The sequence below is a fragment of the Robinsoniella sp. RHS genome (assembly GCF_001029355.1).
In the GTDB taxonomy this organism is placed as follows: Bacteria; Bacillota; Clostridia; order Lachnospirales; family Lachnospiraceae; genus Robinsoniella; species Robinsoniella peoriensis.
Genome location: NZ_JNGB01000002.1, coordinates 53,734 through 76,628 on the forward strand (window position 1 = coordinate 53,734; position 22,895 = coordinate 76,628).

The 22,895-nt window shown below is 41.1% G+C and carries 19 protein-coding genes and 1 other annotated feature; of the genes, 1 reads left to right on the forward strand and 18 read right to left on the reverse strand.

All coding sequences use genetic code 11. The features are described 5' to 3' along the window. Positions 1 to 62: 62 nt before the first annotated feature. From RHS_RS01570 to RHS_RS01645, 17 genes are all read right to left on the reverse strand, one after another. Entirely contained in the window at positions 63 to 2,255 is a 2,193-nt protein-coding gene (locus RHS_RS01570; protein WP_047832168.1) for a DNA topoisomerase 3, read from the reverse strand. A 120-nt stretch (positions 2,256 to 2,375) separates the two neighbouring features. Next, positions 2,376 to 3,614, reverse strand: a complete 1,239-nt coding sequence (locus RHS_RS01575; protein WP_027294682.1) for a D-alanyl-D-alanine carboxypeptidase family protein — start codon at positions 3,612 to 3,614, stop codon at positions 2,376 to 2,378. A gap of 80 nt (positions 3,615 to 3,694) precedes the next feature. Next, positions 3,695 to 4,483, reverse strand: coding sequence for a zinc dependent phospholipase C family protein (locus tag RHS_RS01580; protein WP_027294683.1), 789 nt, complete (start codon positions 4,481 to 4,483; stop codon positions 3,695 to 3,697). A gap of 40 nt (positions 4,484 to 4,523) precedes the next feature. Continuing rightward, positions 4,524 to 5,093 carry an SMC-Scp complex subunit ScpB gene (scpB, locus tag RHS_RS01585; protein WP_027294684.1) on the reverse strand — a complete coding sequence of 190 codons (570 nt, stop codon included), beginning with the start codon at positions 5,091 to 5,093 and terminating at the stop codon, positions 4,524 to 4,526. Positions 5,094 to 5,201: 108 nt separating this feature from the next. Then, a complete protein-coding gene (locus RHS_RS01590) occupies positions 5,202 to 5,942 on the reverse strand; it encodes a ScpA family protein (RefSeq protein ID WP_027294685.1) in 741 nt (246 codons plus the stop codon). 102 nt (positions 5,943 to 6,044) lie between these two features. Then, a complete protein-coding gene (locus RHS_RS01595; protein ID WP_047832169.1) occupies positions 6,045 to 6,848 on the reverse strand; it encodes a metallophosphoesterase in 804 nt (267 codons plus the stop codon). Positions 6,849 to 6,959: 111 nt separating this feature from the next. Next, positions 6,960 to 8,135: a D-alanyl-D-alanine carboxypeptidase family protein gene (locus tag RHS_RS01600; protein WP_044289447.1), complete on the reverse strand. Its 1,176-nt coding sequence runs from the start codon at positions 8,133 to 8,135 to the stop codon at positions 6,960 to 6,962. Positions 8,136 to 8,221: 86 nt separating this feature from the next. Continuing rightward, positions 8,222 to 8,812, reverse strand: a complete 591-nt coding sequence (locus RHS_RS01605) for a putative ABC transporter permease (protein ID WP_027294687.1) — start codon at positions 8,810 to 8,812, stop codon at positions 8,222 to 8,224. A 144-nt stretch (positions 8,813 to 8,956) separates the two neighbouring features. After that, positions 8,957 to 10,492 carry a cardiolipin synthase gene (cls, locus tag RHS_RS01610; protein WP_047832170.1) on the reverse strand — a complete coding sequence of 512 codons (1,536 nt, stop codon included), beginning with the start codon at positions 10,490 to 10,492 and terminating at the stop codon, positions 8,957 to 8,959. A gap of 138 nt (positions 10,493 to 10,630) precedes the next feature. Further along, the gene (gene rpsU, locus RHS_RS01615) at positions 10,631 to 10,807 is read right to left on the reverse strand and encodes a 30S ribosomal protein S21 (protein WP_006864570.1); all 177 of its coding nucleotides are present in this window, start codon (positions 10,805 to 10,807) and stop codon (positions 10,631 to 10,633) included. 124 nt (positions 10,808 to 10,931) lie between these two features. Further along, the gene (gene alaS, locus RHS_RS01620; protein ID WP_044297036.1) at positions 10,932 to 13,571 is read right to left on the reverse strand and encodes an alanine--tRNA ligase; all 2,640 of its coding nucleotides are present in this window, start codon (positions 13,569 to 13,571) and stop codon (positions 10,932 to 10,934) included. Positions 13,572 to 13,648: 77 nt separating this feature from the next. After that, positions 13,649 to 13,801 (reverse strand): hypothetical protein, encoded by a 153-nt coding sequence (locus RHS_RS29870; RefSeq protein ID WP_197041669.1) that lies wholly within the window; start codon positions 13,799 to 13,801, stop codon positions 13,649 to 13,651. Between the two features lie 110 nt (positions 13,802 to 13,911). After that, positions 13,912 to 15,144, reverse strand: coding sequence for a tyrosine--tRNA ligase (tyrS, locus tag RHS_RS01625; RefSeq protein ID WP_027294694.1), 1,233 nt, complete (start codon positions 15,142 to 15,144; stop codon positions 13,912 to 13,914). Between the two features lie 107 nt (positions 15,145 to 15,251). Continuing rightward, positions 15,252 to 15,515: a binding site (T-box leader), on the reverse strand. 48 nt (positions 15,516 to 15,563) lie between these two features. Beyond that, positions 15,564 to 17,906, reverse strand: coding sequence for a DUF5722 domain-containing protein (locus tag RHS_RS01630; RefSeq protein ID WP_047832171.1), 2,343 nt, complete (start codon positions 17,904 to 17,906; stop codon positions 15,564 to 15,566). 28 nt (positions 17,907 to 17,934) lie between these two features. After that, positions 17,935 to 18,414, reverse strand: coding sequence for a ribonuclease HI (gene rnhA, locus RHS_RS01635; protein WP_027294696.1), 480 nt, complete (start codon positions 18,412 to 18,414; stop codon positions 17,935 to 17,937). A 35-nt stretch (positions 18,415 to 18,449) separates the two neighbouring features. Continuing rightward, positions 18,450 to 20,141 carry a hypothetical protein gene (locus RHS_RS01640; RefSeq protein ID WP_044297038.1) on the reverse strand — a complete coding sequence of 564 codons (1,692 nt, stop codon included), beginning with the start codon at positions 20,139 to 20,141 and terminating at the stop codon, positions 18,450 to 18,452. 15 nt (positions 20,142 to 20,156) lie between these two features. Further along, positions 20,157 to 20,615: a bifunctional precorrin-2 dehydrogenase/sirohydrochlorin ferrochelatase gene (locus tag RHS_RS01645; RefSeq protein ID WP_027294698.1), complete on the reverse strand. Its 459-nt coding sequence runs from the start codon at positions 20,613 to 20,615 to the stop codon at positions 20,157 to 20,159. Positions 20,616 to 20,836: 221 nt separating this feature from the next. Here RHS_RS01645 and RHS_RS01650 point away from each other — a divergent pair, with 221 nt between their 5' ends. After that, complete coding sequence (locus tag RHS_RS01650; RefSeq protein ID WP_044297040.1) at positions 20,837 to 21,871, forward strand: 3-deoxy-7-phosphoheptulonate synthase; 1,035 nt, start codon at positions 20,837 to 20,839, stop codon at positions 21,869 to 21,871. Between the two features lie 123 nt (positions 21,872 to 21,994). On the opposite strand, the gene xerD is transcribed toward RHS_RS01650, so the two are convergent. Then, on the reverse strand, positions 21,995 to 22,879 hold the full coding sequence (gene xerD / locus RHS_RS01655; protein ID WP_027294700.1) for a site-specific tyrosine recombinase XerD: 885 nt from the start codon (positions 22,877 to 22,879) through the stop codon (positions 21,995 to 21,997). Positions 22,880 to 22,895: the final 16 nt, after the last annotated feature.

The following is a 22,895-nucleotide window of genomic DNA, read 5'->3' on the forward strand; positions in this document are numbered from 1 at the left end:
CTATATTTTAACAATTTTTTACCATAGACGCCAGCTCATGTCTGATAATGCATTTATTTTATTTATTCTTTTATATCCAATTTAGCAAATGCTGCAGCAAATGCATTATTGATTGGTTCTTTGGCTTCCTGCTTCTGTTTGCTCAGATAGTTCTGGACATCTTTCTTGCTGACACCCGCACCTTCCTTCTGCCTTCTCGCCTGAAAAGCTGACAATTTTTCCTTATGTCCGCAGACGCAGACAAAAGTTTCTTCGCTCCCTTTCATCACCATTTCCATTTTCTTATGGCAGTTTGGACATCTGGCATTTGTCACTCTTGCAATTGTTTCACGATGTCCGCATTCCCTGTCCTGGCATACCAGCATTCGGCTGTTCTTTCCATTAACCGCAAGCATACGTTTTCCGCAGACGGGACATTTTGAATTGGTCAGATTATCATGCCTGAAATTTCCTTCACCCTGTTTGATTTCTGTTATAATTTCATGGGTATAACTGCGGATGTCATTTAAAAAAGATACTCTTTTTAACTTCCCCTTTGCAATTTTAGACAGCTTCATCTCCCAGTCCGCTGTCAGTTCCGGCTTTTTCAGATCTTCCGGCACCAGTTCCAGAAGCTGTTTTGCTTTGGAAGTAACGAAGATATCCTTTCCACGTTTTTCCATCAGGAAGGTATTAAACAGCTTTTCTATAATATCCGCACGGGTTGCCACAGTACCAAGTCCTCCGGTCTCTCCAAGTGTTTTGGCTGCCTGGGCATCTTTGCTCTCCATATATTTCACGGGATTCTCCATAGCGGATAAAAGTGTAGCCTCGTTAAAGGGTGCAGGAGGCTTCGTCTTTCCTTCCGTCATGGTGACTTTCTCAATCTCCAGAACCTGTCCTTTATTTAATGCCGGAAGGCTTCCTGCGGAATCCTTTTCATCGTCTTCCTCATCATCCATAGCCATGTCTTCATACACAGCTTTCCATCCCAGGCTTTTGACAACTTTCCCTTTTGCAGTGAATAATTCCTCTCCTGCTTTTGCTTTCATTGTCGTCTGCTCATATTCAAAAGCCGGATATAAAACAGCCAGAAAACGCCTTACTACCAAATCATAGATCTTACGTTCATCCACGGACATATGATCCATCTGAACAAACTGCTCCGTTGGAATAATCGCATGATGGTCACTGACTTTCGCATTATCCACAAATGACTTGTTTGCCCGTATGGGTTTCATAATCAGGGTTCCAGCCAGCTTTTTGTAGGGACCGACTGCACATGCTTTCAGCCTTTCCTTTAATGTATCTACCACATCTGTACTGATATATCTGGAATCCGTTCGGGGATAGGTTAGTACTTTGTGATTCTCATATAAACGCTGCATCGTATTTAATGTATCTTTTGCTGAAAATCCGAACCTTTTATTTGCCTCACGCTGAAGCTCCGTCAGATCGTACAGGCCCGGAGCCTGTGACTGCTTCGCTTTCTTTTCAACGGATACTACCGTTAATTTTGCATTTTTAAGTTTCTCTGCTATCTTATCTGTCTTTTCTTTCTGGAATGTCCGGCTGCTTCCACTTTTTTCATCCTGCCAGTTCCAGACCATGCCTTTCGTACGAAGGGTAAGTCCATAGTAAGCCTCAGGCTTAAATTTCCTTATTTCCTCCTCCCTTGCTGCAATCATTGCCAGGGTTGGAGTCTGTACCCTGCCGCAGGACAACTGGGCATTATATTTACAGGTCAATGCCCTGGTAGCATTGATTCCCACCAGCCAGTCTGCTTCCGCCCTTGCCACTGCCGCATCATACAGCGGAATATATTCTCTTCCATCCTTTAAGTGACCAAAACCTTCCCGGATTGCTTTATCCGTTACCGAAGAAATCCACAGACGCTTTACCGGCTTGTGACTGCCGGCTTTTTCCAAAATCCATCTGGCTACCAGCTCGCCTTCCCTTCCTGCATCTGTGGCGATAATGATCTCTCCCACATCTTTGCGGTGTATCTGCGTTTTTACAGCTGCATACTGTTTCGCGCTCTGTTTAATTACAACCAGCTGCATTTTTTCAGGAATCATAGGAAGACTTTCCATTTTCCATTCCTTATATTTAACATCATATCCTTCCGGATCAGCCAGCGTAACCAGGTGCCCCAGCGCCCAGGTCACAACATATTGCCCGCCTTCCATAGCACCCGGAAGCTTTTTCTGGCATTTCAAAACCCTTGCGATATCCCTTGCAACAGATGGTTTCTCTGCGATTACTAGTGATTTCATATATTAATTCATCCTCTGCTTTTCTATGTCGTATTTGCGAAAAATCCGCTTCCTGTTATTATAGCATTGCACAGAGGTTTTTCAAAGTAGAAATTTTATACTTCAGGCTCACATTACAACTTAGGCAGCAAACCATCCCCATATCTTATCCAGGCACCAGGAAAAATCCAGTTTTTCAATATTCTGGGTGGTAATAATCGGATATTCTCTCAGTGGCTTTCCATTCAGGTAATAAGTAACCTTCCCAATCTCAGTATTACTTTTTACCGGTGCCGTAAGTTGTTCTTTCATCTGGTAATCGGCTGTTATTTTCTCATTTTCAGATAAGAGCATTTTGATAGTATCATCTTTGGAACACTTCAGGCTGGTATTTACGAAAGCAGTATCCTGCAGGTTCTGGCTTTCCGGAATTCCGGATTCTACTTTCAGGGGTTTTATAACATCGGATGCTACAAATACGCCAGGTTCATTTCCAATATGTATTTCCTTGAAATCATAATGCCGAAGCCCATAATTCATCAGCTTTCTGGTATCACTCCACTTATAGCTCTTATTATTTGGCCAACCGCATGCCAGCAAAGCGACAATGAAGGTCTTGCCGTCTTTTTTAAGTGCCCCTACATAACAGTACCCTGCATTGTTGGTGAACCCTGTCTTTCCGGAAAGTGCCCCTTCCATCATGCTTAAAAATGCATTGTGGTTTACACAGGAAAAATTTCTCGTCTGATCCGCATTAGCAAAACTATGGTTCGCAGCTCTTGTAATTTTTAAGAACATATCTTTTTGTGGTGATTCTGTGATACAGTACTTCATAATACGTGCCAGATTCGCTGCAGTAGTCGAATGGGTTCCTTTTTCATCGGTTGCGTCTAATCCGTTGGGTGATATAAAATATGTATCCGTGCATCCTATCTCTTTTGCTTTTGCATTCATCATATCTGCAAATCCCTGCACGCTTCCACCCAGATGCTCGGCTATGGCAACAGCGGCATCATTAAAAGACTCCAGCATAAGTGCATAGAGCAGGTCTTTGAGATAAAACCGTTCTCCTGTATTCATACCCAGCCTAACCTTTGGCTGAGACGCAGCAAGGGAAGATGCGGTAACTACAGAATCCAGATCTCCTTTTTCCAGTGTGAGTATACAGGTCATGATCTTTGTAGTACTTGCCATTGGCATTACATCATTTTCATTCTTTCCATAAAGAATACGCCCTGTATCACCATCCATTAAAACGGCACTACGGGCGTATAAATTATTCAGCTCTTCCGGCGTCTGATCCTCTGCCGCCAGAGCAGCCAGGCGATTTCCGGAAATACTGAGCAGCAGTATTAAAAGAATTGCTGTTATTTTCTTCATCCACTTCACATCCTATGGCTTTTCTACTAGTATATGTTGGATGTGAAAGAATATTATAAAGTATTTCAGAGTATCTCCATTTATTTGTAGTTTCTTTCAAAACGGTAATTGAGGTAGTCCATATCCGTAATGGTATTATAAAAATCTTCCATTACCGTAACCGTCTCCGGTACCGCCAGCCTAAACAAATGCAAAAGCATCTGGTTACTTTCCTCACAGCGTTTGCTTTTCTTCTTTTTTATAATTCTACCCTGAATTGCATCAGATGCTTTCGTAAAATGAGCCAGATTAAGAAAAAGATTTCTCTTAAAACAGTTGGAGCAGACCGTTATATTCGTATAGAACTTCATTGCTTTTAAGCAATGGCGCACCTGGCATTCGCTGATATCTGACAGCGCATTGGCAATTTCCCTGATTGTTTCTTTTTCCAGGTGAATTGAATCGGAGGGATGGAAACGGAAAGGATTGCGGTTATTGCGTTCCATCAATTCACGGTCGAACTCTGTTTCGATTTCGTCGTGGGATACCCCTGTCTTCTCGATATATTCATTTATATATGGATGACAGGTACTGTCCAGCATATAATGACATACAAATCCAAACATATACGCAAGGAGTATCTCACTTTCTTCCTGCATATATTTTTTCTTGCATTCCGCAAAGAAGACAGATGCAATCTCGTCATGCATCTCGTGTCCCTTCTGGCTGATTGGGTTATTACAAAAGGGTCTGTTATAGAAAAGTATATCAGGTCCATGCAGTCCGATCAAATATGCGGTTCTTTCATTTCCTATTATCTGTTTCATTTCTTCCGGAAGCTTTTGATAAACAATTTTTCCAAAAGCATCATGTGCATAAGTTGTAGGCATAAAAACTCTCCCATCTGTACTCCAGAGCCTGTAAACCACTCTAGATATTCAGTTTTAATTGAATTTCTTCTTCAGCCTCTGCCTTAAAATCCTCTAATTGCACGGGATTTACAGTTGGCAGATCCTCTAAAGAGTGTACCCCGAAATTCCTTAAGAATTCTTCTGTTGTTCCAAATAAAAGCGGACGTCCCGGTGCATCCAGCCGCCCCAGTTCTTTTACAAGATTATATTCAATCAGCTTATTCACTGCATGGTCGCTCTTAACACCACGGATTTTTTCAATCTCCATTTTTGTGATTGGCTGTTTATATGCTATAATGGAAAGAGTCTCCAGTGCAACATCCGTTAAAACCATTTTTTTCGGCTGCTTTGCAATTCGAATCAGATACTCATACATATCCTTCTTTGTACACATTTGAAAGGCATTTTCCAATTCTATGATCTGAATGCCACGCTCTTCCGTCTGATAACGGTCCATCATATTATGTATTATTTTTTTAGTTGTTTCTGAATCCTGTTCTACTGCTTTTGCAATTTTATCCACTTCCACGGATTCTCCCATAGTAAAGAGAATCGCCTCAATTGCAGCTTCTGTCTTCTTTAAATCCACTCGTATTCCTCGCTTTTCCTTTACACTTCATCGTATGCATATCATAAGCCTGCTTATAACATCCCCCAAATACGTATCAGAAATAATTTTCTGTCTTACAATTTACACTTAATTGGCCGTTATGTAGATATCATCAAAGATATCCTGCTGCATGATATTGATTTTACCCACTTTCATTAGTTCCAGAATGGCTAAAAAAGCAACAATTACATGTATTTTACTGGTCTGTAATACCAACAGATCACGAAATCTGCAGGATTTCCGGGTCAGTACATACTGTTCCACGAACTCCATTTTATCATCCAGACTGACTTCTTCTTTTTCCAGATTTCCAAAGGTGCTTCGAATCGGGTCAATTCTGTTCTCCTGCCGTTTCATTACCGCTTTAAATATCGCATTCAGTTTTGCCAGCGTCACTCCCGAAAGCAGTTCTTCTAAATGGATCGGCTCGCGGTACTCTTCTACCTCATCCGGTACGGTTGGAGGCTTATATAAAAATAATTGGGCATCTTCCTGGCGGTCACGCAATTCATAAGACATGTATTTAAACAATTTATACTGCAGCAGCTGTTCTACCAGCTCCTGCCGGGGATCTTCTTCTTCCCCCTCTTCATTTACTTCTTTGGGAAGGAGCATCCGGGACTTGATATCGATTAAGGTAGCCGCCATAACCAAAAACTCACTCATTACGCCTAAGTCCTGCCGTTCCATTTCCTGTATATATTCCAGATACTGTCTGGTGATTTCCACAATGGGAATATCATAGATACTAACTTTATTTTTATCAATCAAATGCAAGAGCAGATCCAGCGGACCTTCAAATGCCTCTAGCTTGACGGGAATTCCCATAATATTTCCTGCCTTCTTTTACTAATCTAAGTCTCTTCTCCACTTTATGTGGAAAACGCATATTCTTTATTGTACTAAGTTTTCTTAAGATTTGCAAGCAAATTACTGCAATTCCACAACAACCAGCTCGGTAGGGTTATGAAACCGCAGTTTGATGGAATGGCTGCCTAGCCCTGCGCTTACTACTAATTGATGTCTTCCTATATGAAAGAGCCCCTTATCATACTTTGGAAATATTTGTACCTGTGGACTGATAACACCGCCCAGCAGCGGAAGGCGTATCATTCCTCCATGCAAATGCCCCGATAAGGTTAAATCTGCCCCCCAGCTGGCATAAGTTTTAAAAAATACCGGATTATGAGCCAGCAGAATATGATATCCTTTTTCATCCGGTCTTCCAAGAGCCTGGTTCATTTCCTCCACGCCCAGCTTTTCCCTGGAAAAACGTTTAAAAAACCGCTTATCCAGTTCATATCCGTGAATAATCATTTTCATTCCTGCCGCCTTGCAGAGACATCTTTCATTTTCCAACAGGACAACGCCTATGGAACGGATCTCCTTTTGAAACCGTTCATAGACATCTCCGTAAATCTGCGGATATATTTTCATCCGGTATTCATGGTTCCCATTGCTGTAATAGACCGGATACTTCTTTACCAGGGCTTTTAGCAGAAACACTGTGGAATCCATATCCGTAGGCTTATCCGGTTTGGATACCAGCATATCACCTACTACCATAACTATATCGGGATTAATTTTATATACTGCCTGTATCAGCCGGATATTATTTTCCCCGTAAACCGTGCAGTGCAAATCCGCAAGTACCACTATTCTCACCGGACGGCTGGGGGAATTATTTTTTTGCATTGTCTTTATTTTATATGTTGCTATTTTAAATTTTCTCATTTATTCTCCATATAATTTCATCTTTAAAAAACCCGTTTGGGTTTTCAAAAGTATATCATAGTTTTACAAAAATGAAAAGAGCCCCTTTCGAGGCCCTCATTCCAATACCCTTTAGAAACAATATTCTTCCCAGGCTTCTTTCAGACAATCCAAAAATCCTGCTTCTTCAATATCCCGGTCAAACAGAATATTTACACTTCCGATCTCTTTTCCATTAATGAGATATACTGCTTTTCCTGCTACATCACCTTTTTTTACCGGTGCTGTAATCTCTTCACTCATTTTAATCTCTTTTTTTATCTGTGATAAATCCTGTCCTTTTGTATCCAGATATCGGAATTCGCCTTCGTAGTTACAGCCTGCCTGATCTTCTACCCCCTTTTTCACTGTGAGCATCGGCAGTTTATCATCATTCTTGTCTATGTACAGGGCACACTTTCCGAATCCATAGTTTAAAAGTGTTGCAGCATTGTTAAACCGGGTTTTCGTATCCGGAGCCTTTAAAATCACGCTGATTAACTCAATATCGTTACGGATCGCCGTAGCCGAAAGACAATACTTTGCCGTACTGGTACTTCCGGTTTTAAGTCCCATGCATCCATCATAGCTGCGCAGAAGTTTGTTCGTATTAGTCAGTCCAAATTCTGAAGAACCTTTATTCGTTACATGGGTAATATTTTCCATCCATATAGTAGAGTATTCATAGATCTTAGGGTAATTTGTAACCAGTTCTCTGGACATCACTGCAACATCGTATGCCGATGTATAATGATCCGGTGAATCGGTAAGACCGCAGCAGTCAATAAAATTAGTATCATTCATTCCCAGTTGTTTTGCTCTTTGGTTCATTTGACGGACAAATTCCTCTTCACTGCCTGAAATTCTTTCTGCCATTGTTACCGCAGCATCATTTCCGGAAGCAATAACGATACATTTTATCAAGGTCTCAACTGTCTGTTTCTCTCCTTCTTCCAGGTAAACCTGTGATCCGCCCATAGACTTTGCATGAGCACTGGTAACCACTTCCTCGTCCATTTTAATCTTACCTGCATCTAATGCCTCAAATATCAGCAGCAGTGTCATAATCTTTGTGACACTGGCAGGGTTTAATTTCTGATGTGCATCTTTTTCATAAAGTATTGTTCCCGTTGAAGCTTCCATTAACACTGCGGATGGCGCTTCAATCGTCACCGCAGCATCCGATGCTGTCTCTTCTTCTGCTTTTACAATTGCAACATTTTGAAAAAGCAGAATGACAGCCATAAATAATGCTAACCATCTCTTCATAAAAATAACCGCTCCCAAATCATTCTATACCTAAATATAAGCGATTTGAGAGCGGTTTATGCTTCTTTTATTCAGTTTTCTGAAAATCATCCCCGATAAAAGTTCACAAGGCTGTCCCGAAACTTTCTGGCACGTTTTGGCACAGACGGGAATTTGGCTTTACAAAGGTGAATGGTAAAATCGATCATGTAATAAACCATTAAGATACCGGCTGCCACACAGCCTACTTTATAACTGTAGCTGTCGGCCATCATCATGACTCCCTTTTGCAGGAAAGTAAATAATATAATGGTGTAAAAACCCCATGCAATCGAACTTTCCAGACATAAAATTCCTTTATAGTTAAAAGGTTTGTTAGAGTAATCCCACCATACTTCACCAAAAATATGTAACATTACTTTTGCTACGAACCATTCCCAGCCAGTGGCCAGAAGGCTTCCCGCAATAAACAGTACCACATAATTTCCTGCTAACGGCTCTAATATAAAATAAGCAGCCACAGCTCCAAAACCATAGATCGGGCAGATCGGTCCAAAGATAAATCCGCGGTTTACCCATCTCTTTTCACAAAATGACATATAAATGGATTCTACAACCCAGCCTAAAATACTATATATAAAAAACCACTGTACGATATGATAAATGTCCGTTCCTATAACCGGATAATTCCAAGGCATATATTCACTCCCCTTTGCTCATCTTTTTCAAATATTTCAGTAACTTGTCCTGATTTGCAATTATCTTATCATACTTTTTCTAAATATACTATACACTTTAGGAAAACTTAGAGAAACTTAAAAAAAATTAATAATATAAAATTTTTATAATAAAGGAGCAAATAAGCGTAGTAAATTTTGCAGGCCGCGGATTACAATATTACGCTCTCTGCAGAATTCCTCCGTTATTCTGGTACTTACTTCTATGGTTTCAAAAACATCTTTCTTAAGCTGCATCACCGCTTTCGTTCTGTACATCCAGACGGCACATTCAAAATGCAGATACAGGCTTCTATAATCCATATTAATAGTGCCTACAATTGCCAGTTCATCATCACAGACAAAGGATTTGGCATGTATAAATCCAGGCTGATATTCATAGATCTTCACTCCTGCTTCCAGGAGCTGTGCATAGTAAGACTGGGTCAGTAAGAAGACCATCTTCTTATCCGGTATCCCTGGTGTAACAATTCTTACATCCACTCCATTTTTTGCAGCCAGGCACAGCGCTGTCATCATCTCATTGTCGATAATCAGATAAGGAGTGAAAATATAGACATACCGCTTAGCCTTTGTAATTGCATTTATGTAAACATTTTCTCCCACGATTTCATCATCCAATGGGGTATCTGCGTAAGGCTGAACAAAGCCTTCCCCTCTAAATGGTTCTTTATGATATACGTGAGGCATATAATTTTCTAATTTATCTTCCATACCGGTAATTACATTCCACATCTGAATGAACATAACCGTAAAATTCCGTACCGCTTCTCCTTTTAACATAACCCCGGTATCTTTCCAGTGGCCAAAACGCTTCTTACGGTTTATATACTCGTCGGCGAGGTTAATTCCCCCGGTGAAGCTGGTGTGCCCATCAATAACAGTTATCTTCCTGTGGTCACGATTATTCATGATTACGGATACAATGGGGCGGAAGGGATTAAAAGCTGCGCATTTGATTCCTTTTGCCTGAAGCTGTTTGTAAAACTGCGCAGGCAGGGTATTAACGCATCCCATATCATCATAAATCAGCCGGACATCTACTCCTTCGGCTACTTTTCTCACCAGAATCTCCAATACAGACTCCCACATCATCCCCTTATCTATGATGAAGTATTCCATAAAGATAAAATGTTCTGCCCTCTCCAACTCCTGTATCAGGCTTTTATACAGCTCTTCCCCAATTCTGAAGTATTCCGTCTCTGTATTTTGATATACCGGAAATCCGGCATAATCACGGATATATTTAGACTGGTTATCCATATGATAATCCAGTTCATTTAAATTCTCCCTGACATCTTTCTTTTCTTTCAGAACAACATCTGTTTTTTTTACTTCATTATCAAATTTTTTCTGGGTTTCGCTTGCCAGTCTGGATTTTCCAAAAATCAGGTAAATCACTGCTCCAAAAACAGGAACCGACAAAATCAGCATGGTCCATGCCAGCTTATAAGACGGATTCATACGTTTATTGACAATCCATAGAACTGCAGCTATACAAGCTACCGTTATAAATACAGATAACACCGGAAACATTCGTTCCAATCGATATGCCATAAGTACAATCCAGAAGACTTGAAAACAAATAGCAACTCCAACATAAAACAGCCTGCTGAAAACAAGCTTTAGTATTTTTTTCATAATTTTACCCCTGAACAGCGCAAGCTGGCTTATGCTATTCCTTAATTAGTAGTTTGAAAGCAATTTTCTTTCAAATTTTTCCTTTAAAAAATCCTTGACCATAATCTAAACTATGGCCAAGGATTTTAACTGCACAAATTAATTAAATTTACGTTTACGAGCAGCTTCAGATTTTTTCTTACGTCTTACGCTTGGTTTTTCGTAATGTTCTCTTTTACGAATTTCCTGCTGGATACCAGCTTTAGCGCAGTTTCTTTTAAAACGACGTAAAGCGCTATCTAAAGTCTCATTCTCTTTTACGATTACATTCGACATAGTCTCACACCTAACCTCCCTCCAGTTGTAGATTGTGCATAATACAACTGTACGGGTATTTTTATTGCACTAATAGTTATTATATCATATTTTTTACATACGTCAACTAATTTTGCAATTTTTTTTACTGAAGCTGACTTTCCAGTACTTCTCTTACCTTAGCAATTGCATCATCCACACCCGCAGGGTTCTTTCCGCCTGCCTGAGCCATGTTCGGACGGCCGCCGCCGCCACCGCCAACAAGAGCTGCAATTCCTTTAATCAGATTACCTGCATGTGCGCCCTGTTTGCAAGCTTGATCGGTTGCCATTGCAAGAAGGCTTACTTTTCCATCGGTAACGGATGTCAGAACGATTACGCCTTCTCCCAGTTTTTCTTTCAACTGGTCTCCAAGATCGCGAAGTCCGTTCATATCTACATCTGCAAGTTTTGCTGCCAATAGTTTAATACCCTTTACTTCTACTACCTGATCCATAACGTCTCCAAGTGCATCTTTTGCAAGCTTGCTCTTCAGAGAATCAATTTCACTCTGCATCGCTTTTGCTTCCGCTGTCATGTGGTTCAGTTTGTCTAACAAAGTTGCGGGAGTTGCTTTTACCAGTTTGGCAGCTTCCAGCAGCTCTTCTTCCATCTCTTTATAATATGCAAATACACCATCGCCAGTCAGTGCCTCGATACGGCGGACACCTGCTGCAATCCCTGCTTCCGAAACAATCTTGAACGTTGTAATAACACCGGTATTTGCAACATGGGTACCACCACATAATTCTTTTGAGAAATCACCCATGGAAACCACGCGCACATCATCGGCATATTTTTCACCAAACAGTGCCATCGCACCGCTCTTTTTGGCTTCTTCCACATTCATTACTTGTGTCACCACCGGAAGCGCTGCCTGAATTTCTTCATTTACAAGAGCTTCTGTCTTTGCAATCTCTTCTTCTGTCATAGCGGCAAAATGCGCAAAATCAAAACGAAGACGGTCCGGAGTTACAAGAGAACCTTTCTGTTCAACATGAGCACCTAATACTGTCTTTAATGCTTTTTGCAGTAAGTGGGTGGCACTGTGGTTTTTGCAGGTATTTGTTCTGTTCTTTGCACTCACTTCCAGCGTAACGGTATCATTTACTTTGAACATACCTTTTATTACTTTACCTACATGACCTACTTTGCCTCCCAGCAGCTTAATAGTATCTTCCACTGCAAATTCTGCATCAGCAGTCTTAATAATACCTTTATCGCCTTCCTGACCACCCATGGTAGCATAGAAAGGAGTCTGCTCTACGAAAATCGTTCCTACTTCCCCATCCGCAATTGCTTCCACAATTTCTTTATCTGTTGTGAGAACTGTAATCTTAGAAGACACGCTCAAGCTGTCATATCCTACAAATTCCGTAGTCACAGATGGATCAATTTCATCATAAACCGTAGCATCCGCACCCATATAGTTTGTCACTTCACGGGCAGCGCGGGCTTTCTTCCTCTGTTCTTCCATCTCTGCTTTAAATCCCTCTTCATCGATGGTATAGCCCTTTTCTTCCAGAATCTCTTTTGTCAGATCCAGCGGGAAGCCATATGTGTCATACAGGGTAAATGCATTTACACCAGACAATGTCTTCTCTCCTGCTTTTTCCATATCTTCCTGCATTCCTGCAAGAATCGTGAGACCCTGATCAATTGTTTTATTAAATTTATCTTCTTCCTGTGTCAGTACTTTGAAGATAAAGTCTTTCTTTTCATCCAGTTCCGGATATCCGTCTTTGGATTCTGCAATAACTGTAGCACTTAAATCAGCCAGGAATTTACCTTTGATTCCAAGTAAACGTCCATGACGGGCCCCACGGCGGATCAGACGGCGAAGAACATATCCTCTGCCTTCATTTGTCGGCATAATTCCGTCGGAAATCATGAATGTTGCAGAACGGATATGATCTGTAATCAAACGGATCGATACATCTGATTCATCATTTTCTTTGTATTTAACATTTGCAAGTTCACAGACTTTGTTACGCAGTGTTGCTATGGTGTCTACATCAAAAATAGAATCTACTCCCTGAACTACAACAGCCAGTCTTTCCAATCCCATACCGGTATCGATATTCTTCTGCTGCAGTTCTGCATAGTTGCCTTCTCCATCGCTTTCAAACTGAGTGAATACGTTGTTCCATACTTCCATATAGCGGTCGCATTCACATCCAACGGTACAATCAGGGCTTCCGCAGCCGTACTCTTCACCGCGGTCATAATAAATCTCGGAACATGGACCACAAGGTCCGGCACCGTGCTCCCAATAGTTATCAGCCTTACCAAAGCGGAAAATACGTTCGGGTGCAATACCGATTTCTTTATTCCAGATCTCAAATGCTTCTTCGTCATCCTGATAAATTGACGGATATAATCTGTTCTCATCCAGACCGACTACTTTTGTCAAAAACTCCCAAGACCATGCAATAGCTTCACTTTTAAAATAATCCCCAAAAGAGAAATTACCAAGCATTTCAAAAAATGTACCATGCCTTGCTGTTTTGCCTACATTTTCAATATCGCCTGTACGGATACATTTCTGACAGGTAGTTACTCTCTTTCTCGGCGGAATCTCCGCACCTGTAAAATATGGCTTTAATGGAGCCATTCCCGAATTGATCAATAATAAGCTTTTATCATTATGCGGAACCAGAGAAAAGCTCTTCATTGCTAAATGTCCCTTACTTTCAAAATATTCCAAGAACATTTTACGCAGTTCATTTACACCGTATTTCTTCACAAATCTATCCTCCTGATTATCCTTCGTTGTTTATATTTAGACCGCTAGATCGTGTCTTACCTGTATCGGAACACACTTTATTTCTGCATAGACGTACTCACCTGCTCTGCAGCAACTTTTGCATCCTTGCGGTCTCGCAGAAACTTGCCAAATCTTATTCCCCCGAATGCTACTGCTGCTACCAGAATCATCTTCACTACTGTTTGTATAAACACTACCCAAAATTCCATTTAGCTACCTCCATAAATTGTGGTTAAGAGCGTGCAGACTGGTACAATGATTATTCAAACACGCTCTGGCCGGCAGCAACGTTTAACGCTGCCTGCCGGCTGATGTGATATTAGTCCACCTTAATTTGATGATACCCCTTTTTCCCTTTTTTAATCATTAAAACACCGTCTGCATCCAAGTCAGCAGAAGTAAACTTACGGTCAATTTCCGTTACTTTTACATCATTTACGCTGACACCGCCCTGGAGTATAATTCTTCGTCCTTCGGAACGTGACGCTGCCAGTTTGGTCTCAACCAGAAGTGTAATCAGGTCTTTTCCTTCATCCAGTTCTGCTTTGCTGTAAACCGTGGTGGGCATGTCCTTTGATTTGCCTCCGTCTGCAAATAATGCACGTGCTGCATCCTGTGCTTTTTTCGCTTCTTCTTCCCCGTGGACAATCTTGGTTATTTCAAATGCCAGAACATCTTTCGCATGATTGATTTCTGCACCTTCCAGCGCTCCCAGCCTGCGGACTTCATCCATCGGAAGGAAGGTTAACAGTCCAAGACACTCTTCTACTTTTACATCCTCAATGTTTCTCCAGTACTGGTAGAATTCGTAAGGAGAAGTCTTTTCCGGATCAAGCCATACGGCTCCCTTCATGGTTTTACCCATTTTAATCCCCTCACTGGTTGTCAGAAGTTTGAAGGTAAGTCCAAATGCCGGCTTCTGTTCTTTTCTACGGATCAGTTCCACACCTCCGATAATGTTGGACCACTGATCATTGCCGCCTAATTCCATTTTACAATCATACATTTTGTTTAATTTCCAGAAATCGTAGGACTGCATTAACATGTAGTTAAATTCAAAGAAAGTAAGTCCTTTCTCCATTCTCTGCTTGTAGCAGTCCGCAGTGAGCATTTTATTTACAGAAAAATGAACGCCGACCTCTCTTAAGAATTCTACATAATTTAAATCCAAAAGCCAGTCTGCATTATTGGCAATGATTGCTTTATCATTGTCAAAATCAATAAATCTGGATAACTGCTCTTGGAATCTCTTAGCATTGTGTTGAATTGTTTCCATTGTCATCATGGAACGCATGTCAGATTTTCCGGATGGGTCTCCGATCATAGTGGTACCGCCGCCTAAAAGAGCAATTGGCCTGTGTCCGGCCTGCTGCATATGCATCATAGCCATAACGGTGAGGAAATGTCCTGCGGTAAGGCTGTCTGCCGTCGCATCAAAACCAATATAAAATGTTACGGACTCCTTACCTAATAATTCGCGTATTTCTTCCTCGTGTGTTGTTTGTTCGATAAATCCTCTTTCTTTTAAAATATCGAATACATTTGCTGCCATCATCATTCCTCCTAATTCACTGTTTTTAATATAACATATGGGTTTGTGTATTTCAAGTAGGACGAGCATCTGTTTTTACCCACAAAAAAACTCCCGCCCTTTAAATTGAAAAGGACGAGAGTAAAAACTCACGTGTTACCACCTTTTTTCACAGCCAGCTCGCACTGTCTGCCTCTCTAAGTACAGAAATTCTATACTTTGTCACTATAACGTGTGCACAATCCGTCGCAGCCTACTTTTTCAATATATATTAAAAGTTCGGTACGCAGCTCAAAGAGGTATTCACAACAAGTCTCTCATGCGCCTCTCATCAACCGGCTGCTTTCTGTATGATACCTCTTATTGCTACTTATTCTTATCATCGCCTTATCTAATGCATTCATTATAAGAGCCGTTTTCGGTTTTGTCAACGGGTATTTTTATTTTACCTGCAATGACCTGGTAATCATATCTTGCCCGATCATCGCTTTGATGGTCACCATGCCCTTTTTCTTTGCTTTTACCAAGCCTTTTTTATTAATTGTGGCAATAGATGGCTTACTGCTTACCCATGTTACTTTTTGAGAAACTCCTTTTACTTTCAACTGCATCTTTTTACCAACTTGAAGGCTGGATTTAAATCCGGATATATAAACAGAGCTGATCCTGGATGCCTGTTTCAGATTTGCAATTGTAATTTTACCATTCGTCTTCCAGGAAACTCCTCTTGCCGGTTTCACCCAGACTTGAATCTTCGATACCTTCTGTCTGTATTTCCACTTTGATAAGTCTGCTGAGAACTGTTGCTTTCTGCTGGTTAAAATGGATGAGGCAGCTTCAAATATATGCTTTCCGTTGAAAAAGCGGACCCTTACATCTGCTTCCTTTGCCCTGGTTCCACTGACCATGATATCGAAGATAAAACGGCTTCTCGACTTAAAGCTCAGCGGCTTTTTAAATTTTTGTCCCACACCGCGGTATAAATTATTATTTGCATTACTGTCCACATTAAGTGTAGTTTCATTTCCGGAGGAATCCGTACCTCCGTTATATGTATAGTTCCAGAGATTAGCAAGGTTCTTCTGCCCCTTACTCTTCTTAACCAGATAAAGGTTCCCGTTATTATAGGTGGTCATCTTTTTAAATCTGCTCCAGTTAAACCCTGAAATCTTGCTGCTCCAGCTTGAAATACCGATTTCTTTTAATGCAAATTTACTAATAGTTTCTGATGCCGTTGTATCAATGTATTTAAATACATCCCAGATTCTTTTTTGCTTATATGCGTTTTCAGTCTGACCCGGACGATTACTCCAGATTCCGGCAAAAATCCCCTGATTTTCTTCTTCCACATGATCAACATGCCTGGTAATAATCAGGGAATCAATCTGGCTGTTGAACTCCGTGATGTAATAAGCATAGGCATAAGCTGCCGCCTGCAATTTTTCATCTTTTCCACGACCGCCTGTATAAGAGGAAAATCCCTGTTCTGACAAAATTACTCTGCAATTTTTATTCTTCTTTTTTACATAATCAGTCAATACTTTGATATTATTCATGGTAATATATTGGGAGCTGCTGCTGCCCCAGCCGATATCATCCCAGAAAACAGGGTCAGTCAGCGGCTGCGGGTAAGCATGATATGCCACATTCCATGGTATATTCCCCTCTTTTTTCAAAGCACCTACAAAGCCGTCCAGGGTACTTTTTGCTGTATAGGATCCTCCGTTTGGCTGTAATTGGTTCCAGCAGTTTGTCAAAGGAATATATACCCGTGCATTGCTGTAGATACTTCTCAGAGCTGTGGATATCACCCGGAAACTTCTGGCATAGCTTTTCGTATATTTGGACCTTGACATTCCGCCCATATAATTGTACCGGATATAATAATCTACTTCATTGCCTACTATCCAGTTAGATATCCTGCCATTTGCTTTGGACGAGCCCATATAACGCTCTCCCAGGAATGAAACCAGCGCCGACAGATTCTTAACCCCTTCTTCATTCATGGTATTCAGCCCATAATAAGCTTCTGCTCCACCCTGGGCACCCGGCGGAACCAGCACAGATGCCTGTGGCTCACCACGCAGAAGCAGGATTCCCGAGACAACCACATTGCTTTGTGTCAGGCTTCTCACCTGTGAATCCACACCACTGCAGCCTGACTTGGAAAACCAGTAAGTCTTTCCTTCAAAATTATAACGATATGCATTACTGTCATTTTTCTGCCATTCATCTACCATAAATTCATCCATCAGAATGTTAACTGCTGCGTGCTTAATCCCCAGATCTTCTGCATCTGCCAGCATTTGCGGACTAACCTGCAGCCCTTTTTTAGATGTTGCTTTTGGAAAAGCATAGCGGTATTTTGCTGCCGCATCCGGATTGGTAATATAAGACGGATCGCTGACAATCTCATATCCTCCGGACTTTCTCTTCACTGCAATGACAAACTTATTGTAAAGTACACTGTCGGGCTTATCCTTGTTCAATGCAGCCTTAAGCCCAATGGATTTACTACGCCTACAGGATGCCAATGGCTTGGTGCTTCCCTTTATTCTGGAGGCATAAGGCCTTAATGCAAACAAGTAATACTTTCCATCCGTACCCGATGCAGACACAGAGCCTTTCGCACGAATCACCACCTGATTCCTGTTTGCCGTATTAATCATACAGCTTTGGATCTCCATCCCTTTTTTCGCCGCCTGCACCGATACCGGAACAAATAGTAATACTAGTGCAAATAGAAAGATCCCTCCCTTAAATAACTTTTTCATAACACACATATATCTTTCTCCTTAACCCAGGTAACTTTTACTGCATTAATCCTTCGTCTACGATCAGATTTCTGCCATCTGCTGCTGTAGTAGCTAATTCATCACATCTCTCGTTTTGTGCATGGCCATCATGCCCCTTCACCCAGATGAATTTCACTTCATGCGGCTCTTTTGCAGCAAGAAGCCTTTTCCACAGATCTATATTCTTAACCGGTTCATTTTTTCCCCGTTTCCAGTTCTTCTTAAGCCAGCCGTCAATCCATTTTTGGTTAAATGCATCTACCACATATTTAGAGTCAGAATACAGCTCTACCTGGCAGGGACGGTTCAGGGCTTCCAGCCCCACAATTGCAGCCATCAGCTCCATACGGTTATTGGTAGTCTTCACATATCCCTGGCTGTATTCCCTTTTATGTTCCTGCCCCTGAGCATCCACACAGATCAGAATCGTTCCATAGCCCCCTGGTCCGTCGGGATTTCCTCTTGCCGCACCGTCGGTATAAATTTTTACCAGCATTTTACTCCTCCTTTAAATCCTTTGAATCTTTTCAATTACAGAGACCATTCTCCGGTCTCAATAAACCTCTTCGCTGTATTTTCGGCATTATTAATAATCTCTTTTTCATATCCGATAATGCTCAGCAGCTTGATCGCATTTCTGGATGTTGCCCTTCCTGAATACAGCTTATAATCAAATAAAATATCATTTTTATAGACTTCTTCCTGGAAATGGTAATTGTCATAATCCTGTTCCAGAATATGTGTCAGCTCGATATCATGGGTTGCCGCAAAGCTTAAAATATAACTTTGTGCCATACTTTTCAGTATCTGGGAAGAAGCCGCAATACGTTCTACAGTATTCGTTCCCCTGAGTACCTCATCCACAAAGCACATAATTGGCTTTCCCTCTTCCATCTTATCCAGAATACGTTTTAAGGATTTAATCTCTACAATGTAATAGCTCTCCTGGCTCATCAGGTCATCTCTTAATGCCATGGAAGAATACACTTCGTAAAAATTCGATTTAAAAGTTGTTGCCATACAGGTATAAATGGTCTGTGCCAGAATTCCATTAATGGCTACGGTTTTCAAAAATGTAGATTTACCCGAAGCATTGGATCCGGTCAATAGTACACCTTTATTTGCAGTGATGGAATTTTTCACAGGGTTATCAATCATTGGGTGATAAAGGTCATGTGCTTCCAGAAATGCATCTTTGGAATCTGAAAGTTCGGGAATGGCATAATCCTCCATCATGGTTCGAAAAGATGCGATGGCAATTGCAACTTCCAGCATTCCCATATTGTCCACCATGACTTTAAAGCTTTCCAGGTTATCTTTTAGTTCTTTAATTACGGTACGAAACTGAATCATATCGATATGAAATGTGTAATTTACATAATCCACTATAATATTCCCTACACCACCGCCACGGTCACTGCTGGCACTTCCCGCCAGTAAAAAGAATGTATTACGTTTAAACTTATTGAACTTCTTCCTTGCCTCAATTGCCTGCTCCACATATTTTTTCACTTCCACACTGTCAGTGCTTGTTATGTGATCGGCCATTTTTATCAGCTGCACCATTACTTTACAGGAAAGCGTATAGGGAGATACCTTCCTTGCCTCTGTAAAATAGGATGTCCAGCTATAAGCAAGTACGCAGATCATTCCCACGACACCCGACGGCGGGTTGACAAAAATCAACGCTGCCATAGCTATTGTTATCAGAATCGTAATGTAATGCTTCGCATTGGTCTGGGGTTCCAGATCTGCCAGATTATAGACATAATCAAACATGGAACGGCGTCCTGATTTTCCCATTTCCCCAAAACTCACCTGCAGCTTTTCCCGTTCCTCCTTATGAGTCATAAAATACTCAACTAAACGGTTCCGCTCTTCTAACTCCTCTTTCGAAAATGATGGTCTGCGCAGCACATCATACAGACAGCTTTCTCCAATACTGGAACCTGTATTATTTAAAAGCATGAAAATTGTATCCATGTCTAAATCATTCCAGGTAATATCATCAATTGCATATCCTTTTTTTCCGTTTAACTCAAAATAATGGCTGATAGCCTCAAATTCCGCATATTCATATTCCCTGTCCGGCCTTTGCCCCCATGCCAGACGTGCCTTTCGCAATATGCTCTTCTTCCGTCTGTTATTATCAAACACGCAATATGCGCCAAAGCATACCAGCACGAGTATTACCACGGCTAACACAACTAGTCCCTGTTCCATCTTGCTCCTCTCCAGCTATAAGATCTGCCTCACTTTTTCCACCACATCTTTTGCTTTCCTGTGGTCTGTTCCTGTTGCTGTAACTCCTACTACAATCTGCTCTTTCCTGGCTATACCCGGAAAGTAAAAATCGCACTTATTTTTGTCGCTGCATACATTTACTGTAATCCCCATGCATTTACAGACACTGTAGATATCATCATTTGTTTTGTGATCATTTGTGGCAGCGATCACAATATCTGCCCCATAAATATCTTCACGCTCATAATTTTTCCTGAGGATTCCAATCACGCCGCTGCTTTCCAGCTCCTGCAGTTCCGGATTTACTTCCGGTGCGATTACTACCAAATGGTTTGTGAATTCAATAAGGGAACGGATTCTCCTTTTGGCTATGGTACCTGCACCTACAACTACCACCTTTTTTTCGGACAAATCCACAAACATTGGAAAATAGGGTTTTTTCTTTTCTGCCATCTTCCTCACTCCCTTGCCATGTATTCCTATTTTCTTACGCTTACCATCATATCACATGCGAAAATAAAGTTAAACCTGATTTTACAAGAAATATCTAGAATTTTTATTATAGATGTATTATAATGGAACTGTTTTAGACCGTTCTGGGCCGGCGGAGCATTCAAATCCGCCCAATTTTACATATCCAGACTGTTTTGGAGCCTGGGAAAGAGGAGGAAATTATGAGCTTTGATTTTATCAAAAAACTTCCGACACCGGAAGAAATCCGTACAGAATATCCAGTATCTGATTATGTTGCCAATGTGAAACAGAAAAGAGACGCCATGATCCGAGACGTATTTACAGGTGCATCCGACAAATTTCTCGTAATCATCGGACCCTGTTCTGCTGATAATGAAGATGCTGTCTGCGACTATATTAACCGCCTGGCAAAGGTTCAGGAGAAAGTATCCGACAAGATTATTTTAATACCCCGTATCTATACAAATAAGCCAAGAACAACGGGAGAAGGCTATAAAGGAATGGTACATCAGCCGGATCCTGAAAAAAAACCGGATTTATTAGCAGGACTAATCGCTATTCGTAAATTACATATCCGCGCTATTGAAGAAACCGGACTGACAGCCGCTGATGAAATGCTGTATCCGGAAAACTACCGGTACCTCTCCGATTTACTCTCCTACGTTGCTATTGGCGCACGTTCCGTAGAGGATCAGCAGCATCGTCTAACCGTAAGCGGCATGGATGTGCCTGCAGGTATGAAAAACCCTACCAGCGGCGATTTTTCCGTAATGCTAAATTCTGTAGTTGCTGCCCAGTGTTCACACAGCTTCAGCTATCGCGGCTGGGAAGTAAAAACTACCGGCAATGACCTGGCTCACGTCATTCTTCGCGGTGCCGTAAATAAGCATGGCAACAACCTGCCAAATTATCACTATGAGGATTTGAATCTTCTGTTAGAAATGTATGACGCAAGGGATTTAAAAAATCCGGCAGCAATCATTGATGCAAACCATTCCAATTCAGGGAAACAATATGCAGAGCAGGTGCGTATTGTAAAAGAAGTATTGCACAGCCGCAGTGTAAATCCACGTATCAACGAAATGATCAAGGGTGTAATGGTAGAAAGTTATATAGAACCGGGATGCCAGAAGATCGGTACGGCTAATCATGTTTACGGAAAATCTATCACTGATCCTTGTCTTGGCTGGCCGGAATCAGAAGATCTGATTTACCAGATTCATGAAATGTGTTAAAAGAAATAATTCTGACATAATAAATCCGGATACACAGAGATATTTTTCTGAGTATCCGGATTTTTTTATCTTAAATAGTAATTTCATTATTGTTTATATCTTAAATAGTGACATCATTTTTGTTTATCCTCTCGGATGCGCTTTGGCATATACCTCTTTCACCCTGTTTGCATTCATATTCACATACATCTGTGTTGTAGAAATATCCGAGTGTCCAAGCATTTCCTGTACCGCCCTTAAATCTGCACCATTTTGTACCAGATGAAGTGCGAATGAATGGCGTAGTGTATGAGGAGTAATGTCCTTTGTAATGTTCGCTTTGGTGGTATACTGCTTAATCAATTTCCAAAATCCCTGTCTGCTCATGGGTTTTCCGGAGCAATTCACAAATAAACATTCATTTTCACTGTCTTTTAATAATACAGCCCTGCTTTCGGACAAATATTTTTTAAGTGCAGTCTCAGCTGCCTTTCCAAAAGGAATAAAACGCTCCTTATCTCCTTCTTTGCAAAGCACATAGTCCATATTCAGATTAATGTCCTGAACCCGCAGAGATATCAATTCGGATACTCGCATACCGGTTGCATACAGCAGTTCCAGCATAGCCTTGTCCCTGATTTCTTTTGGCGTTGCCCTGCCTGGCTGTTCTAAAAGAAGAACCACCTCTTCCATGGTAAGTACTTCCGGCGCTTTTTTGTCTATATGGGGAGCCTTTATCACATCCGTAGGATCTTTTTCGACCTTATGTAATCCGAACATGTAATGAAAAAATGCTTTCATCGATGCAATATTCCTGGACACTGTTGCAGTGGATAGTCCCTGCTTCTCCAAATGCAGTACGTAAGAATTTAAATTGGTAGACGTAACCTGCTCCGGTTCATTTACTCCCTTTTCATCCAAAAAAGCAAAAAGCTTTTTTAAGTCCCTTTGATAAGACATTACAGTACTGTTCGATGCATTTTTAATTTGTATTAAATAAGTAAGAAATTGTGGTATATCTTGTGTCATGTCAACAGCTCCTAAC

Coding starts and splice junctions, on each gene's coding strand:
- RHS_RS01570 (WP_047832168.1), bottom strand. CDS start 2,255: ATGAAATCACTAGTAATCGCAGAGAAACCATCTGTTGCAAGGGATATC.
- RHS_RS01575 (WP_027294682.1), bottom strand. CDS start 3,614: ATGAAGAAAATAACAGCAATTCTTTTAATACTGCTGCTCAGTATTTCC.
- RHS_RS01580 (WP_027294683.1), bottom strand. CDS start 4,483: ATGCCTACAACTTATGCACATGATGCTTTTGGAAAAATTGTTTATCAA.
- RHS_RS01590 (WP_027294685.1), bottom strand. CDS start 5,942: ATGGGAATTCCCGTCAAGCTAGAGGCATTTGAAGGTCCGCTGGATCTG.
- RHS_RS01595 (WP_047832169.1), bottom strand. CDS start 6,848: ATGAGAAAATTTAAAATAGCAACATATAAAATAAAGACAATGCAAAAA.
- RHS_RS01600 (WP_044289447.1), bottom strand. CDS start 8,135: ATGAAGAGATGGTTAGCATTATTTATGGCTGTCATTCTGCTTTTTCAA.
- RHS_RS01605 (WP_027294687.1), bottom strand. CDS start 8,812: ATGCCTTGGAATTATCCGGTTATAGGAACGGACATTTATCATATCGTA.
- cls (WP_047832170.1), bottom strand. CDS start 10,492: ATGAAAAAAATACTAAAGCTTGTTTTCAGCAGGCTGTTTTATGTTGGA.
- rpsU (WP_006864570.1), bottom strand. CDS start 10,807: ATGTCGAATGTAATCGTAAAAGAGAATGAGACTTTAGATAGCGCTTTA.
- RHS_RS29870 (WP_197041669.1), bottom strand. CDS start 13,801: ATGGAATTTTGGGTAGTGTTTATACAAACAGTAGTGAAGATGATTCTG.
- tyrS (WP_027294694.1), bottom strand. CDS start 15,144: ATGGCAGCAAATGTATTCGATATTTTAAAAGAAAGAGGATTTATCGAA.
- RHS_RS01630 (WP_047832171.1), bottom strand. CDS start 17,906: ATGTGTGTTATGAAAAAGTTATTTAAGGGAGGGATCTTTCTATTTGCA.
- rnhA (WP_027294696.1), bottom strand. CDS start 18,414: ATGCTGGTAAAAATTTATACCGACGGTGCGGCAAGAGGAAATCCCGAC.
- RHS_RS01640 (WP_044297038.1), bottom strand. CDS start 20,141: ATGGAACAGGGACTAGTTGTGTTAGCCGTGGTAATACTCGTGCTGGTA.
- RHS_RS01645 (WP_027294698.1), bottom strand. CDS start 20,615: ATGGCAGAAAAGAAAAAACCCTATTTTCCAATGTTTGTGGATTTGTCC.
- RHS_RS01650 (WP_044297040.1), top strand. CDS start 20,837: ATGAGCTTTGATTTTATCAAAAAACTTCCGACACCGGAAGAAATCCGT.
- xerD (WP_027294700.1), bottom strand. CDS start 22,879: ATGACACAAGATATACCACAATTTCTTACTTATTTAATACAAATTAAA.